General features: G+C 72.5%; 15 protein-coding genes. 1 reads left to right on the forward strand and 14 read right to left on the reverse strand.

Annotation, left to right across the window (positions count from 1 at the left end; translation table 11 throughout):
• From era to CP975_RS11385, 3 genes are read right to left on the reverse strand one after another with little or no spacing between them, the layout of a single operon-like run.
• Entirely contained in the window at positions 1–963 is a 963-nt protein-coding gene (gene era, locus CP975_RS11375; RefSeq protein WP_030783523.1) for a GTPase Era, read from the reverse strand.
• A gap of 60 nt (positions 964–1,023) precedes the next feature.
• Positions 1,024–1,377, reverse strand: a complete 354-nt coding sequence (locus CP975_RS11380) for a hypothetical protein (RefSeq protein WP_055527834.1) — start codon at positions 1,375–1,377, stop codon at positions 1,024–1,026.
• A gap of 37 nt (positions 1,378–1,414) precedes the next feature.
• Positions 1,415–2,335 carry a helix-turn-helix transcriptional regulator gene (locus tag CP975_RS11385; protein ID WP_055527832.1) on the reverse strand — a complete coding sequence of 307 codons (921 nt, stop codon included), beginning with the start codon at positions 2,333–2,335 and terminating at the stop codon, positions 1,415–1,417.
• Between the two features lie 91 nt (positions 2,336–2,426).
• On the opposite strand from CP975_RS11385, the gene CP975_RS11390 reads away from it, so the two are divergent.
• A complete protein-coding gene (locus CP975_RS11390) occupies positions 2,427–3,869 on the forward strand; it encodes an MFS transporter (protein WP_055527829.1) in 1,443 nt (480 codons plus the stop codon).
• Between the two features lie 33 nt (positions 3,870–3,902).
• Here the strand turns inward: CP975_RS11390 and CP975_RS11395 are convergent, their stop codons facing one another.
• The 11 genes from CP975_RS11395 to CP975_RS11445 all read right to left on the reverse strand — a co-directional run bounded on the left by CP975_RS11395 (position 3,903) and on the right by CP975_RS11445 (position 16,106).
• Positions 3,903–4,259 carry an MmcQ/YjbR family DNA-binding protein gene (locus CP975_RS11395; protein ID WP_055527827.1) on the reverse strand — a complete coding sequence of 119 codons (357 nt, stop codon included), beginning with the start codon at positions 4,257–4,259 and terminating at the stop codon, positions 3,903–3,905.
• Positions 4,256–5,560: a hemolysin family protein gene (locus tag CP975_RS11400; protein WP_055527825.1), complete on the reverse strand. Its 1,305-nt coding sequence runs from the start codon at positions 5,558–5,560 to the stop codon at positions 4,256–4,258. Before CP975_RS11400 ends, CP975_RS11395 begins: the two co-directional genes overlap by 4 nt.
• 4 nt (positions 5,561–5,564) lie before the next feature.
• Positions 5,565–6,062: an rRNA maturation RNase YbeY gene (gene ybeY / locus CP975_RS11405; protein WP_030783511.1), complete on the reverse strand. Its 498-nt coding sequence runs from the start codon at positions 6,060–6,062 to the stop codon at positions 5,565–5,567.
• A gap of 12 nt (positions 6,063–6,074) precedes the next feature.
• Positions 6,075–7,091: a PhoH family protein gene (locus CP975_RS11410; protein ID WP_030783507.1), complete on the reverse strand. Its 1,017-nt coding sequence runs from the start codon at positions 7,089–7,091 to the stop codon at positions 6,075–6,077.
• 162 nt (positions 7,092–7,253) lie between these two features.
• Complete coding sequence (locus tag CP975_RS11415) at positions 7,254–8,357, reverse strand: carbohydrate kinase family protein (protein WP_055527823.1); 1,104 nt, start codon at positions 8,355–8,357, stop codon at positions 7,254–7,256.
• Positions 8,358–8,499: 142 nt separating this feature from the next.
• Entirely contained in the window at positions 8,500–9,687 is a 1,188-nt protein-coding gene (locus tag CP975_RS11420) for a macrolide family glycosyltransferase (RefSeq protein WP_055527822.1), read from the reverse strand.
• 155 nt (positions 9,688–9,842) lie between these two features.
• The gene (locus CP975_RS11425; RefSeq protein ID WP_055527820.1) at positions 9,843–10,844 is read right to left on the reverse strand and encodes an adenosine deaminase; all 1,002 of its coding nucleotides are present in this window, start codon (positions 10,842–10,844) and stop codon (positions 9,843–9,845) included.
• 35 nt (positions 10,845–10,879) lie between these two features.
• On the reverse strand, positions 10,880–11,785 hold the full coding sequence (locus CP975_RS11430) for a ribonuclease Z (RefSeq protein WP_055527819.1): 906 nt from the start codon (positions 11,783–11,785) through the stop codon (positions 10,880–10,882).
• 15 nt (positions 11,786–11,800) lie between these two features.
• Positions 11,801–12,154: a histidine triad nucleotide-binding protein gene (locus CP975_RS11435; protein ID WP_030783491.1), complete on the reverse strand. Its 354-nt coding sequence runs from the start codon at positions 12,152–12,154 to the stop codon at positions 11,801–11,803.
• 67 nt (positions 12,155–12,221) lie between these two features.
• On the reverse strand, positions 12,222–15,431 hold the full coding sequence (locus CP975_RS11440) for a S41 family peptidase (RefSeq protein WP_055527816.1): 3,210 nt from the start codon (positions 15,429–15,431) through the stop codon (positions 12,222–12,224).
• Positions 15,432–15,512: 81 nt separating this feature from the next.
• The gene (locus tag CP975_RS11445; RefSeq protein ID WP_150476835.1) at positions 15,513–16,106 is read right to left on the reverse strand and encodes a hypothetical protein; all 594 of its coding nucleotides are present in this window, start codon (positions 16,104–16,106) and stop codon (positions 15,513–15,515) included.
• Positions 16,107–16,144: the final 38 nt, after the last annotated feature.

The raw sequence follows: 16,144 nt of genomic DNA on the forward strand, positions 1-16,144 counted from the left end.
CTAGAAGCCGAGCTTCCGCAGCTGCCGAGGGTCCCGCTGCCAGTCCTTGGCGACCTTCACGTGCAGGTCGAGGAAGACCGGCGTACCGAGAAGTGCCTCGATCTGCTTGCGGGACTTGATGCCGACGTCCTTGAGCCGCTTGCCCTTGGGACCGATGATGATCCCCTTCTGGCTGGGCCGCTCGATGTAGACGAACGCGTGGATGTCGAGCAGCGGCTTGTCCGCGGGCCGGTCCTCGCGCGGCAGCATCTCCTCGACCACCACCGCGATCGAGTGCGGCAGCTCGTCCCGTACGCCTTCGAGCGCGGCCTCGCGGATCAGCTCGGCCACCATGACCTGCTCGGGCTCGTCCGTGAGGTCGCCCTCGGGGTAGAGCGGCGGCCCCTCGGGAAGCAGCGGCACGATCAGATCGGCGAGCAGGCCGACCTGCTGGTCGCCCACGGCCGAGACCGGCACGATCTCGGCCCACTCGAAGCCCAGCTCCTTGCCGAGCTGGTCGATGGCGATGAGCTGCTCGGCGAGCGTCTTGCTGTCGACGAGGTCGGTCTTGGTGACGATCGCGATCTTCGGCGTCTTCTTGATGGACGCCAGTTCCTTGGCGATGAACCGGTCGCCGGGGCCGAGCTTCTCGTTCGCGGGCAGACAGAAGCCGATGACGTCGACCTCGGCCCAGGTGGTGCGTACGACGTCGTTCAGCCGCTCGCCGAGCAGCGTGCGCGGCTTGTGGAGCCCGGGGGTGTCCACCAGGATCATCTGGGCGTCGGGCCGGTGCACGATGCCGCGCACCGTGTGCCGCGTGGTCTGCGGCTGGTCCGCGGTGATCGCGACCTTCTTGCCGACCAGAGCGTTCGTGAGGGTGGACTTGCCCGCGTTGGGGCGGCCGACGAAGCAGGCGAAACCGGCGCGGTGGACGGCCTCGGACGGCTCGGCTGATGACGGGGTACGAACGCTCATGGCGCCCATTGTCCCTGATCCCGCGAGCCCCGCCGTACCGCGAGGGCGACGGGGCCGCCGAAAACGGCCTCAGCCCGCCGCGAGCCGCTCCCGCACCTCTCCGTCGGAGCCCGCCAGAAACACCGGCGTACCGGCCCCGCCGAGGTCCCGCACGGCGGCCAGATCCTCCGCGGGGAGCGCCTGCGCCCCGGAGACGACCGCCGCTGCCTCCAGCGACTCGGCCCCGGAGGCGACCGCCATCGCCACCGCGGTCCTGAGCGCGGAGAGCTGGAGGGACTCCAGAGCCACGGTCCCCGCCACGTACGTACGCCCCGTCTCGTCCCGCACGGCCGCCCCCTCGGGCACGCCGTTGCGGGCGCGGGCCGAACGGGCGAGGGTGACGATCTTGCGGTCCTCGGGACCGAGGTCGGTGCTCTGAGTCATGGCACGAGCATAAAGAGCACCCCGCCCGCCCCGGGAGTCACCCCGTGACCGAGCGGATGGTCTCGCGCCGCCCCTCCGCCGAGGCCAGCCACTCCAGCTTGGCCGCCGTGTCGGCCTCGGCGTGCGGCAGCGGGGTGTGCAGCACGATCGTGAGGTCGGGCCTCGCGGGCACCTTCAGCTGCGTCGACTCCAGGAAGAGCGTGCCGACGACCGGGTGCTCGATCTCCTTGGTGACCTGCCCGCCGGGCTTGACGTCCCGCCGCTCCCACAGCTCGGTGAACTCCGGGCTCGTCGCCTTCGCCTCGGCGATCACCGCGGCGAACCCGTCGTCGTCGGGGTGGTCCGAGCACGCGGCCCGGTACATCGCCACCACCTGCGGCGCGTTGCGCTCCCAACTGCTCGCGCGGGCGCGGTAGATGGAGTCGGCGAAGAAGGTGAGCAGACAGTTCTCGGAGGTCTCCGAGCGCATGCCGAGCACGGACGCGGCCGCGTCGTTGTACATGACGCAGTTCCAGTACGCGTCCATGATGTGCGCGGGGTACGGCATCCACGTGTCGATGAGCCGGTGCAGCCCCTCGCACATGTCCCGGTCGTCCCGCGCGACTTCGGGCGGCGGCGGGTTGAGTCCGGCGAGCACGTACAGATGGCGCCGCTCGGCGCCGTCCAGCTTCAGGACGCGCGCCACGGAGTCCAGGACCTGCGGTGACACGGAGATGTCGCGGCCCTGCTCCAGCCACTGGTACCAGGACGCGCCGACGCCGGCGAGCACGGCGACCTCCTCGCGGCGCAGTCCGGGCGTGCGTCGGCGGCCTCCGCCGCCGGGGAGCCCGGCCTCCGCGGGGGTGACCCGCGCGCGGCGGCTCATCAGGAACTCCCGCAGCTCCCCGAGTCTGCGCGCCTTGGAGGTGCCTGCGGGGTCCGCGGTGCCTGCGGTGTCCGCGATCGACGCTGATGACATATGGCGCTCCCCCAGGCCCTGACTGGTGTTCCGACCACCAGCATAAGTTCCCGCTCCCCACGGCCGTTTTGGCCGCCGCAAGCTCGTGACCATGGCGATCGACACCTCACCCGCTCCCTCCCCGCAAGCCGCTCCCTCCTCACCGGCCGCTCCCCCGGCGCCGCGTCCACAGAACCCCCGGCTCTCCTCCCGCGACAGACTCGTCCTGTTCGTCCTGTGCGCCGCGCAGTTCATGGTCGCGCTGGACTTCTCCGTACTGAACGTGGCGCTGCCGGTGCTCGGCGCCGACCTGGGGATGAGCCAGTCCGCACTCCAGTGGGCGGTCACCGCCTTCGCGCTGCCCTCGGGAGGCTTCCTCCTCCTCTTCGGTAGGATGGGCGACCTGTTCGGGCGGCGCAGGCTGTTCCTCGCCGGGCTCGCGCTCTTCGGCCTGTCCTCGCTCCTCGCCACGTTCGCGTGGGACCCGGCCTCGTTCCTGGCCGGGCGGGCGCTGCAAGGCGTGGGCGCGGCGGCCATCGTGCCGACCGGCATGTCCCTGCTGACCACGACCTTCCCGGAGGGCCCGCAGCGCGACCGGGCGCTCGGCATCTCCGGCACGCTGCTCTCGCTCGGTTTCACGATCGGCATGGTGCTCGGCGGCGTACTTACCGACACCCTCGGCTGGCGCTCCACGATGGGCCTGCTGACCCTCTTCGCGCTGATCGTGCTGCCGCTGGCGCCCGGCCTGCTGCGGGAGTCCCGCACCCCGGACCGCCCTCGCCTGGACGTGCCGGGGGCCGCGACGGTCACCGGCGGCCTGCTCGCCCTGATCTACGCCCTGTCCACAGCCGCCGAGCGCGGCTTCGGCGGCACCGACGTGATCGTCACGCTGGTGGCGGGCGTCCTGCTGCTCGCGGCGTTCGGATACGTCGAGACGCGCGCCGCGGCCCCGCTGGTCTCGCTGCCCATGCTGCGGCGGCGCACGGTGGCGTGGGGCAATCTGGGCGGCCTGGTCACCTTCTCGATGATGTCGACGGTCGTCTTCGTACTGACCCTCTACCTCCAGGAAGTCCTGCGCCTGTCGGCCTTCGAGACCGGCATGGTCTTCGGCGTGCAGGGCGTCCTCTCGGTGGTCGCCGGGGTCTACGCGCCGAAGGTCATCGGCCGCTTCGGGGCGCGCCGCACACTGGTCGGATCACTGCTCGGCCAGGGCGTGTTCGTGGCGGCGCTGCTCGGCATCGGCGAGAGCGGCTGGTCGGTGTACCTGGCCACGGCGGCGGTCTCGGTGGCGAGCATGTTCCACCTGGGCGCCATCGTCTCGTACGGAGTGACGGTCACCTCGGGGGTCCCCGACAGGGAGCAGGGCCTGGCGACGGGCCTGGTCACCTCCACGCAGCAGGTGGGCATCACGATCGGCATCCCGCTGCTGGGCGTCCTCGCGACCACGGCCCCGGACCTGCTGTCGGGCACCCGGACGGTCCTCGCGACCGACGCGGCGGTGGTCCTGGCGACCGCGGTCCTGACCGGCCTGGGCCTGCGCCGCGGCCGCGCCTGACACAGGCTCCGCGGCCGCGTCCGGCACAGGCTCTCAGGGGCGGTCCAGGCGCAGCCGCAGCGCCCGCGGCAGCCCCGCGACCACCAGGTCGTACGAGTCCTCGATGAGTTCCCCGAGCTGCTCGTCGGGGAGGTCACCGTCAGCCGTGACGGTGTTCCAGTGGCGCTTGTTCATGTGGTAGCCCGGCACGATCTCCGGGTGCGCGGCCCGCAGTTGGACCGCCAGGTCCGGGTCGCACTTGAGGTTGACGGTGAGGGGGCGCCCGCCGAGCGCCGAGAGCGCGAACATCTTCCCCGCCACCTTGAAGACCGAGGTCTCCGGGTTGAACGGGAAGTCCTCCACCACGTCGTTGAAGGACAGGCAGAACGCCCGCAGCTCCTCGGGGCTCATCCGGACTGCCCCTCCTCGGTCGAGCCCGCGGGCTCGACCGGCTCCACGAGCACCGTCACGATCTTGTTCCGGCGGCCCGCGGCGGACTCCGCGGTGAGCGCGAGCTCGCGGCCGTCCGGCAGCGGTACGACCGCCGAGGCGCCCGCGATCGGGACGCGGCCCAGCCGCTTGGCGAGCAGTCCGCCGACCGTCTCGACGTCCTCGTCGTCGAACTCGTCGAGGCCGAACAGCTCCCCGAGGTCGCCGATGTCGAGCCGGGCCGTCACGCGGTAGCAGCCGTCGGCCAGCTCCTCCACGGGCGGCAGCTCACGGTCGTACTCGTCGGTGATCTCCCCGACGATCTCCTCCAGGATGTCCTCGATGGTGACGATGCCGGCCGTGCCGCCGTACTCGTCGATGACCACGGCGACGTGGTTGCGCTCCTGCTGCATCTCGCGCAGCAGGTCGCCCGCGTTCTTCGTGTCGGGCACGAAGGTCGCCGGGCGCATCGCCGTCGAGACCAGCTCGGACTCGGCGTCGCGGTTGATGTGCGTCTTGCGGGCCAGGTCCTTCAGATACACCATGCCGACGATGTCGTCCTCGCTCTCCCCGGTGACGGGTATGCGCGAGAAGCCCGAGCGCAGCGCGAGGGTGAGGGCCTGGCGGATCGTCTTGAACCGCTCGATGGCGACCAGGTCGGTGCGGGGCACCATCACCTCGCGCACCAGGGTGTCGCCCAGCTCGAAGACGGAGTGCACCATGCGGCGCTCCTCGTCCTCGATGAGGGACTCCTTCTCGGCGAGGTCGACCATCGCGCGCAGCTCGGCCTCGGAGGCGAACGGGCCGCGCCTGAAGCCCTTGCCGGGCGTGAGCGCGTTGCCGATGAGGATCAGCAGGGGCGGGATCGGGCCCATGACACGGGCCAGCGGCAGCAGGACGTACGCCGCGGCGGTCGCGGTGTTCAGCGGGTGCTGGCGGCCGATGGTGCGCGGCGAGACGCCCACGGCGACGTAGCTGACGAGGACCATCACGCCGATGGCGATCGCGAGGGCCTCCCAGGTCTTGTCGAACTCCTTCAGGCAGGCGTACGTCACCAGGGCGGCCGCGGCCATCTCGCACGCCACGCGGACGAGCAGCGCCACGTTGAGATAGCGGGTCGGGTCGGCGGCGACCTGGGCGAGCTTCGCGCTGCCGCGCCGCGCGGAGCGGACGGCCTCGTCGGCGCGGAAGCTGGAGACGCGGGCGATGCCCGCCTCGGCGCAGGCCGCGAGCCAGGCCACGACGACCAGGGCGACGGCGCCCGCGATGAGCTGGAGGCTCATGGCGCTACGAGACGGTCGGCGCGGGAGAGGGGCCGGTCAGGCCCTTCTCCGCACGCCAGCCGTCGACGATGGCCGCCTGGAGGCCGAACATCTCGGCCTTCTCGTCGGGCTCCTCGTGGTCGTAGCCGAGCAGGTGCAGCACGCCGTGGACGGTGAGGAGCTGGAGCTCCTCGTCCATGGAGTGCTGCGTCGGGGCGTCCTTGCCCTGCTGGGTGGCGACCTCGGGGCAGAGCACGATGTCGCCGAGGAGGCCCTGCGGGGGCTCGTCGTCGTCCTTCATGGGCGGGCGCAGCTCGTCCATGGGGAAGGACATGACGTCCGTGGGCCCGGGCAGGTCCATCCACTGGATGTGCAGCTGCTCCATGGCGCCGGCGTCCACGACGATCACCGACAGTTCGGAGAGCGGGTGGATGCGCATCCGCGCGAGGGCGTAGCGGGCGATGTCGAGGATCGCCTGCTCGTCGACCTCGGTTCCGGATTCGTTGTTGACGTCGATCGACATGGTGGTGCTGGTCTACTTCCCGTCGCGGCTGTCGTGCTGCTCGTACGCGTCGACGATACGGCCGACCAGCTTGTGCCGTACGACATCGTGGGACGTGAGCCGGGAGAAGTGGATGTCCTCCACGCCCTCCAGGATCTGCTGGACCTCGCGCAGGCCGCTCTTGGTGCCGCCCGGCAGGTCGACCTGGGTGACGTCACCGGTAATGACGATCTTGGAGTCGAAGCCGAGGCGGGTGAGGAACATCTTCATCTGCTCGGCGCTGGTGTTCTGCGCCTCGTCGAGGATGATGAACGCGTCGTTCAGCGTGCGGCCGCGCATGTACGCGAGGGGGGCGACCTCGATCGTGCCCGCCGCCATCAGGCGCGGGATCGAGTCCGGGTCGAGCATGTCGTGCAGCGCGTCGTAGAGCGGGCGGAGGTACGGGTCGATCTTCTCGTACAGCGTGCCGGGCAGGAAGCCGAGGCGCTCGCCCGCCTCGACCGCGGGCCGGGTCAGGATGATGCGGTTGACCTGCTTGGACTGGAGCGCCTGGACGGCCTTGGCCATGGCCAGGTACGTCTTGCCCGTGCCCGCGGGGCCGATCCCGAAGACGATGGTGTGCTTGTCGATCGCGTCGACGTACCGCTTCTGGTTCAGCGTCTTGGGGCGGATGGTGCGGCCGCGGGAGGAGAGGATGTTCTGCGTGAGGACCTCGGCGGGGGTCTCCTCCGCGCCGCTGCCGCTCTCGTCCGCCCTCAGCATGGCGATCGAGCGTTCCACTGCGTCCTCCGTCATCGGCTGACCGGTGCGGAGCACCAGCATCATCTGGTCGAACAGGCGCTGGATGAGGGCGACTTCGTGGGCCGCGCCCACGGCGCTGATCTCGTTGCCCCGGACGTGGATGTCGGCCCCCGGGAAGGCCTTCTCGATCACTCGCAGCAGGGCGTCGCCCGAACCGAGGACGGTCACCATCGGGTGCTTCGCCGGAACGGCGAAGTGGGCTCGCGCCTGGTCCTGTGCGGCGGTGTGAGTTGTCGGTGTCTGAGTCATGGGCCGGCTCTGAAGGCCTGCTCATCCTCCTCGTACGGGGCTTGGTGGCCGCGTGAACCTTGCACTGCCAAGGGTACGACGCGGCACTGACAGAGCCGTAGGGCTTTTCTCTGCCGTCCGGGCTACGCGGCGCCGTCCCGGGCCACGCGGCGCCGTCCTGGGCTACGCGGATCGGAAGCCGATCGTCGGTACCGCCCTGCGCAGGGGCCACGGACGGCTCGCCGCCGGGAGCAGGGCCTCCAGGAAGCTGTACCGGCGCAGCGCCGCCGGGTCCTGCTCATCGAACTCCCGTACGCGTCGCCACCACGCCCCCACCTCGGCCCACCCGGGTGCGGACAGGGATCCGCCGAACTCCTGTACGGAGAGCGCCGCGGTGAGCCCGGCGAAGGCCAGCCGGTCGGCCAGCGGCCAGTCCGCCAGCGTCCCGGTGACGAAACCCGCCACAAAGACGTCCCCGGCCCCGGTGGGATCCAGCGCCTCCACCTCGATCGCGGGCACCTCCGCAGTCTCCCCGGTCCGCCCGTCCACCGCGTACGCCCCGTCCGCGCCGAGGGTCACCACGGCGAGCGGCACATGCTCGGTCAGCGCCCGAGCGGCCGCCCGCGGGCACGACGTACGGGTGTACCGCATGGCCTCCTGCGCGTTCGGCAGGAACGCCTCGCAGTGCTCCAGGTCGGGCAGCGCCGCGAGGTCCCAGCGGCCGGTGTCGTCCCAGCCCACGTCGGCGAAGATCCGCGTACCGCTGCGGGCGGCCCGCGCGATCCAGGGGGCGTGCGTGCCGGGCGTCAGCGAGGCGATGGCCGCACGCGCGCGTGGCGGGCAGGAGGGGGCGCCGCCGTCCGGTGCGTCGGCGTCCGGCGGCGGCTCGTGGCCGTGGCTGACCATGGTCCGCTCGCCCTCGTACGCCATGGAGACGGTCACCGGGGTGTGCCAGCCGGGCACGGTCCTCGACGAGGTGAGGTCGATGCCCTCGCCCCCTTCGAGGGTGTCCCAGCAGTACTCCCCGTAGTGGTCGTCACCGAAGGCGGCGGCCAGTGAGGTGTGCAGGCCGAGCCGGGCGAGCGCGGTCGCCATGTTGGCGACGCCGCCGGGGCTGGACCCCATGCCGCGCGCCCAGGACTCGGTCCCGCGCACCGGCGCGGAGTCGAGGCCGGTGAAGATGATGTCGAGGAAGACCGTGCCGGTGAGGTAGACGTCGCAGTCCGGGTCGCCGGCTCTGCGGGCCGCCTTCAGCGGGTCGACGGTGGGCTGTACGGGTACGACCATGCAGGCAACGTAACGGACGATCCCCGCCGGGGTCCGGGCTTACCGGCGGTGCCGCCGCGTCAGCGCCCCGTCACGGGCGCGGGGAACTGCGCGACCGGCCACGGCGACGCCGCGGCCGGTCAACAGCCCAAGCAGCGCGGCGCTAGAGCTCGGCCTCTATCAGGTCCGCCGCCCGCGAGGCACCTCCCTCGCCCCGCACCTCCGCCCTCAGCCGCGCGCAGCGTCCCGCGACCTCTGGATCCGAGGTCAGCCGCAAGAGCGCCGCCCGTAGCGTGTCCGCCGTGGCGTCCACGGTGTCGATCCTGCGGGCGACGCCCAGCTCCACCAGCCGGTCCGCGTTCAGCGGCTGCTCGGCCCCCTGTGGCACGGCGATCATCGGGACCCCGCAGTACAGCCCCTCGGAGCTGCTCCCCATGCCCGCGTGGGTGACGAACGCGTCGGCCTGCTCCAGGACGGCCAACTGCGGCACCCAGGAATGCACTTCGATGTTCGAGGGGATGTCCCCCAGCTCGACCGGGTCCACGTGCCTGCCGACCTGGAGGACGACATGCCAACCCGCCAGCCCCCCGAAGGCGCCCACGCACCGCCGGTAGAACTCGGGTTGCTCGGTGTACGCCGAGCCGAGCGAGACCAGCAGCACCTTTTCGGCGCCCTCCGGACGCGTCCAGCTCCCCTGCCTCGCGAGCCGGTCCCCGAGGCAGGGCCCGACGAAGTCGACGTGCGGGCCGACCGTTTCGGCATGCGGCTGCATGGCCCGCGGGATCGTGGCCAGCGCCCGCGGCGGTATGCCGGAGAACCGGGCGACGTCGAGCGTGGTGGCCCCGCACCCGGCGAGCCAGTCCTTGAAGCGGGCCTCCAGGGCAGCGGCCCCCGGAAGCCGCGCGAGGGCCGCGCCGATGTCCTCCTGGTACCCGCCCCAGGCCACGTAGGTCGGCGACAGCTGCACGAGCGGTCGCCCCTGGGCCTCGGCGAGCGCCCGGGCGACGTAGGCGCCGATGTCGTAGAGGTAGAGGTCCGCGGGATCGTCGTCGTACGCCGCGCGCAGCCGCGGGAGCACCGCCATCGCGTCGTCGAGGAAGAGCGCGCCGGTCTCGATGGGGTCGTCGGGCCAGATGTTGTCGCGGTGCGGGAGCGTCGAGTCGTACGGGACGAGTTCGGCGCCGGTGGGCTCGATCAGGTGGGCGACGGCCGGGTCGTTGGCGTACGTCACGCGGTGGCCGCGTGCGGCCAGCTCACGGACGATCTCCAGGCCGGGCAGCACATGGCTGACCATCGGGACGCCGATCATGGCGATATGGGCACGGCGGCGGGAGGGACCACGGGATGACATGAGGGATCCTTCGGCTACAGAAAGCTACGGGTGCGGACACGGCACGGCGGGCCGCCGCCCCGGCCCCGAAGGGCGGGCGGGGCCACGGGAGGCCGTGTCAGCCGTAGATCTGCGCGATGGTGTCCATGCCAGGACCGTAGCCCCGGGCCCGTCGGTCAGTCGAACGAATAAGCCTCGACCTCGGCGAGGTACCGCGCCCGCAGCGCCTCGTCCGCGGCGTCCCGGTCGAGGAAGGCCGCCTCGAAGGAGTTCCGCGCCAGGGTGCGCAACCGCTCCTGGTCGATGCCGAGCGCCTCGCGGACGGCGTGGAAGGTGTCGTCGACGTAGCCGCCGAAGTAGGCGGGGTCGTCGGAGTTGACCGTGCACATCAGCCCGGCGTCCATCATCCGCGCCAGCGGGTGCTCTTCGAGTACGTCGATGGCGCGCAGCCGGACGTTCGAGAGCGGGCACAGGGTGAGCGGCACCCGCTCGCGGACCAGGCGCTCGACCAGCTCCGGGTCCTCCATGCAGCGCAGGCCGTGGTCGACGCGCTCGACGCGCAGCACGTCCAGGGCCTCGGTGATGTAGGCGGGCGGGCCCTCCTCGCCGGCGTGGGCGACGAGCCGCAGCCCGAGGGCGGCGGCGGCCTCGTACACCTCCTTGAACTTGGCCGGCGGGTGGCCGACCTCCGCCGAGTCGAGGCCGACGCCGATGATCCGGTCGAGGTGGGGCCGGGCGGCGTGCAGGGTCTCCATCGCGGACTCGGCGGACTGGTCGCGCAGGAAGCACATGATGAGCCGGGTGGAGACGCCGTGCCGCTCCTCGCTCCGGTCCAGCGCGCGGGCCAGGCCCTCGATGACGGTGGCGATGGGGACGCCGCGCGCGATGTGCGCCTGCGGGTCGAAGAAGATCTCCGCGTGCCGTACGCCCTGGGCGGCGGCGCGCGCGAGGTAGGCGTCGGCGAGGTCCTCGAAGTCGGCCTCGGTGCGCAGCACGGCCATCAGGCCGTAGTAGAGGTCCAGGAAGGACTGGAGGTCGTCGAAGAGGTAGGCCTTGCGCAGCTCCTCGGTGTCGGCGTAGGGCAGTTCGACGCCGTTGCGCGCGGCGAGTTCGAAGGCGAGTTCGGGTTCGAGGGTGCCTTCGATGTGGAGGTGGAGTTCGGCCTTGGGGATCGGCATGGTGCGGTCTCGCTCGGGTCGTTCGGGTGGGGGGTTCAGGTCCGCTTGGGCAGCGGGACGCGCAACAGGTCGCGCGCGATGGTGAGTTCGCCGTCGAACCCGGCGGCGCGGGCCTGCTGTTCGTAGACGCCCGGGTCGGAGTAGCGCTGGCTGAAATGCGTCAGTACGAGATGCCGCACCCCCGCGTCGACGGCGACGCGCGCCGCCTGACTGGCCGTCAAGTGACCGTGGTCGATGGCCAGTTGCTCGTCCTCGTCGAGGAACGTCGACTCGATGACGAGCATGTCGCAGCCCTCGGCGAGCGCGTACACGCCGTCGCAGAGCCGGGTGTCCATCACGAAGGCGAACCGCTGGCCGCGCCGCACCTCGCTGACCTCTTCCAGCGTGACGCCGCCGAGGACGCCCTCCTTCTGGAGCCGCCCGACGTCGGGTCCCCTGATGCCGCGCTCGGCGAGCAGCCGGGGCAGCATGCGGCGTCCGTCCGGTTCGGTCAGGCGGTAGCCGTACGACTCGACGGGGTGGGAGAGCTTCATCGCGTCGAGGGTGTACGAGGGGGCGGCGGCCAGCGGCCCGTCGGCGGCGACCGGGGCCTCGGTGAGCGCCACGGTCTCGCGGTAGGCCGTGGCGTACCGCAGCCGGTCGAAGAAGCGCTGCCCGGAGGCCGGGAAGTGGGCGGTGACCGGGTGCGGGACCCGGTCGAGGTTGATGCGCTGGATCACCCCGGCGAGGCCGAGGGAGTGGTCGCCGTGGAAGTGCGTCACGCAGATCCGGTGCAGGTCGTGGGCGGCGACCCCGGCGCGCAGCATCTGCCGCTGCGTGCCCTCGCCGGGGTCGAAGAGGATGCCCTGGCCGTCCCAGAGCAGGACGTAGCCGTTGTGGTTGCGATGCCGGGTCGGGACCTGGCTGGCGGTGCCGAGCACCACCAGTTCACGTGCGGACAAGAGGTGGTGGCCCCGCTATCCGGGAGGCCACTGGAGGCCGCGGCCGCCCAGGACGTGCGCGTGCGCGTGGAAGACGGTCTGGCCGGCGCCCGCACCGGTGTTGAAGACGATGCGGTAGCTCTCCGCGCCCTCCTCGGCGGCGACCGCCTGGGCCTCCCGCAGCACGTCCGCGGCGATCTGCGGCTCGGCGGCGGCCAGCGCGGCGGCGTCGGGGTGGTGCGCCTTGGGGATCACCAGGACGTGGGTCGGTGCCTGCGGGTTGATGTCGCGGAAGGCGATGGTCGTCTCGGTCTCCCGCACCACGGTCGCCGGCACCTCACCCACGGCGATCTTGCAGAACAAGCAGTCGCTTCGCGCTTCGCCCGCCATGGGTCCGGCCTCCTCGTGAACAGTGATCGGTACGCACGGAATGCTATCCCTCGGCGCGACGCGGGGCCTATGGCGCCCCGGGGAGGTCCGGCGCCGTCCTGGCGGGGTGCTCCGCCAGCGCGGCGAGCGCGAGCCGCACGGCCTCGTCCAACTGCGGGTCGCGGCCCGCCGCGTAGTCGTCCGGGGTGGTCACGACCTCGACGTCGGGGGCGACGCCGTGGTTCTCGACGCCCCACCCGGGGCCCTCCATCCAGAACGCGTACTTCGGCTGTGTCACCAGCGTCCCGTCGACCAGGTGGTAGCGGCTGTCGATGCCGACGACGCCGCCCCAGGTGCGGGTGCCGACGACGGGGCCGATGCCGAGCGCCCTGATCGCGGCGTTGACGATGTCGCCGTCGGACCCGGAGAACTCGTTGGCGACGGCGACGACGGGGCCGCGCGGCGCGTCCAGGGGGTAGCTGAGGGGCCGTGAGCCGCGGGGCAGGTCCCAGCCGACGACGCGGCGCGCCAGCTTCTCCACGACGAGCTGCGAGGTGTGCCCGCCGCGGTTCTCGCGGACGTCCACGACCAGGCCCTCGCGGGCGACCTCGACGCGCAGGTCGCGGTGGATCTGGGCCCAGCCGGGCGCCTGCATGTCGGGGACGTGGAGGTAGCCGAGGCGGCCGCCCGAGCGCTCGTGGACATAGCGCCGCCGGTCGGCGACCCAGGCGTGGTACCGCAGCGGCTCCTCGTCGTCGACGGGGACCACCACGGCGTGCCGCGGGTCTCCGCCGCCCGACGGCGAGACGGTCAGCTCGACGGGCTTGCCCGCGGTGCCGACGAGGAGCGGCCCGGGGCCCGTGACGGGGTCGACGGGCCGGCCGTTGACCTCGATCACCGCGTCCCCCGGGCGGACCGCGACGCCGGGGGCCGCGAGCGGCGACTGCGCGGCGGGGTCGGAGGTCTCCGAGGGGAGGATGTGGTCGATGCGCCACTGGCCGTCGGCGCCGCGCGAGAGGTCGGCGCCGAGGAGGCCCTGGCGGTGGGCGGAGCCGCCGCCCCCGCCGGGGGTGACGTACGCGTGCGAGGTGCCCAGTTCGCCCTGGACCTCCCAGAGCAGGTCGACGAGGTCGTCGTGGGTGGCGACGCGGTCGAGCACCGGGCGGTAGCGGTCCAGTACGGCGTCCCAGTCGACGCCGCCCATGTCGGGCCGCCAGAAGTTGTCCCGCATGAGGCGGCCCGCCTCCTCGTACATCTGGCGCCACTCGGCGGCCGGGTCGACGGTGTGGCGGATCCGGGAGAGGTCGACGGTGATGTTGGACTCGCTGTCCTCGTCGCCGGAGGCGCGCCGGTCGCTGGGCACCACCTTCAGCTTGCCGTCGGTCCACAGCAGGACCCGCTTGCCGTCGCCGGTTACCGCGAAGTGGTCGGCGTCGGCGGCCAGTTCCTCCACGCGGCGCTGGGCGAGGTCGTAGCGCTCCAGCTCGGTGTGCGGCTCCGGGTCGGAGGGGGTGGCCCGGGAGGCGCCGAGCACGCCGCGCACCGGGTGGCGCAGCCAGAGCAGGCCGTCCTTGGCGGCGCGCAGCGTGGTGTAGCGGGCGGCCTCGACGGGGAACGGGACGATGCGGTCGGCGAGCCCGTCGAAGTCGATGCGGGTGACGGGCGCGCCCTCGCTGTCGGGTGTCTCGGCTCCTGGGCTGTCCTGCCCCTCGAAGGGCCTGCCGTGCCGCTGCGGCCCGAAGGGGGAGGGGGTGGCCGCGGCGAGCGTGATCAGGTAGGGCCGTGAGCCGCCGACGAAGGCGAGGTCGAACACGTGCTCGTCGTAGACCGGGTCGAAGGCGCGGGCGGACAGGAACGCGAGGTGCTTGCCATCGAGGGTGAAGGCGGGCGCGTAGTCACGGAAGCGCAGCGGGGTCGCCTCGGACACCGACAGGTCGGCGGTGTTGGCGAGTCTGAGCTGGCGCAGCGGGCGCGGGCCGGGGTGCGACCAGGCGAGCCAGGCGGAGTCGGGCGAGAAGACCAGCCCGGTGACCTCGCCGTCCTCGCTGCGGTCGACCTCGCGGACCTCGCCGCTCTCCCGCTCGACGAGCAGGACGCGCCCGTCGTGCGAGGCGACGGCGGCGCGGCCGCCGTCCGGTGACATGGCGAGCGAGAGGACCCGGCCGAGCTGTCCCGCGGCGAGCCTGCGGGGGGTAGCGCCGGGCGCGGGGCCGGTGGCGGGGGCGAACTCCAGCGCCTCGTCGCCTTCCGCGTCGGTCACCCACACCACGTGCTCCTCACCGGCCACGCGGAAGGTGCGGGGCAGCCGGGCGCGCACCCCCGGCGTGGCGGCGAGCGCGCGGGCCGGTCCCTCGCGGTGGGTGATCCAGTGCACGGAGCCGCGCACGGAGACGGCGCTGCCGCGGCCGGTGTGGTCGGGCGCGGCGGCCCCGAACCATCGGGCGGCGGACACGGGGTGCGGCTGGAGGTCGGCGCGCTGGCCGCCGAGCCGGATGTCGAGGCGGCGCGGCTCGGCGCCGGACAGGTCGTCGAGGAGCCAGAGCCGACCGGCGCTCGTATAGATCACACGGGTGCCGTCGGTGGCGGCGTGCCGGGCGTAGAAGCCGTCGATGGGCGTGTGGCGGCGCAGGTCGGAGCCGTCGGGCAGCGAGGAGTACAGGGCGCCGACGTCTTCGTGGTCGGAGAGGAAGGCGACGCGTTCCCCCACCCACAGCGGGTACTCGATGTTCCCGTCGAGATCCGCGTGCAGGCGTACGAACTCGGCGTCCGCCGCCTCGCGGATCCACAGCTTGCCCGCGGTGCCGCCGCGGTACCGCTTCCACCAGGCGGCCTCGCGGCCCATGGGGGCGGAGAGCAGCAGGACCTGCCCGTCGGGGCCGTGCGCGGCGTCGCCGACCGGGCCGTAGGGCAGGGTGGCCGCGGGGCCGCCGTCCAGCGGCACGGCCCGCGCCCAGCTGCGGCGCAGGGAGGCCTGGCCCGCGGCGCTGACGGCGAGGACCTGCCCGTCCGGGGTCCAGCCGCGCACGCCCGTCTTCCATGTGCCCCAGTACGTCAGCCTCTTGGAGGGGCCGCCGTCGACGGGCGCGATGTGCACCTCGGGCGCCCCGTCGCGGCTGGACGTCCAGGCGACGGTCGTGCCGTCCGGGGAGAAGCGGGGGTGGTTCACGGGCATGTTGTCGGCACTCACCCGCCAGGCGCGGCCCCCGTCGAGGGGGGCGACCCAGACGTCGTCCTCAGCCGTGAAGGCGGTCAACTCGCCGTGGATGTGCGGATACCGGAGGTACGCAGTCTGAGTCACACCACCCAGCCTAGGCAGGCGGCGGGCGGCCCGGCAGCGGTTTGGATCACTTCGTCCCCGGCCGCCGCCGGTGCCCGCCGGTCACTTCCCCGGGGCGCAGTCGCAGGTCGCGGGCGGCGGGTGCGGAGTGACGGTCACCGTGACGGTCGTGGTGGGGCCGGGCTCCGGCTCGTCGTGGGAGGGCGGCGGCTGGGAACCGGGCGGCGGGGAGGGCTTGCCGCCACCGTCGCCGTCGTCCGCCCCGCAGTTGCCGAGGACGTCGACCTGGAACCACTCCTTGCCCTCGACCTTGGCGGTGAGGTTGCCGCGTACGCACTTGCCGTCGACGACGGCGCGCACCTTGCCCGTGATGGTGATGTCCTTGCCGTCCTCGGACTCGCCCTGACAGTCCACCTCGACGACGGACTCGGGTGTCGGAGCGCCGCTCTTGGGCGTCACCCGGTCCTGGTAGCGGGCCGTGCAGCTGATCCACGCCACGTCGAGACGCTGCCGCTCCAGCTCCTTGGTGCCCATCTCGTCGACGGTGAGCGCGACCGCGGAGGTGTTCAGATCACCGCCTACGGGCTCGCACGCGCCTGCTCCCAGCGCGGCGACACCGACGAGCCCGACGGCGCCCAGGATGGGCCTCCGCCGTTTCCATACGTTCCGCTGCTGTAACCGCCTCAATGCCCCCATAGGCGGCAGGGTGCCACCCCGTGCGCCGGTGCGGTAGA

The organism is Streptomyces alboniger (assembly GCF_008704395.1).
Lineage (GTDB): Bacteria > Actinomycetota > Actinomycetes > Streptomycetales > Streptomycetaceae > Streptomyces > Streptomyces alboniger.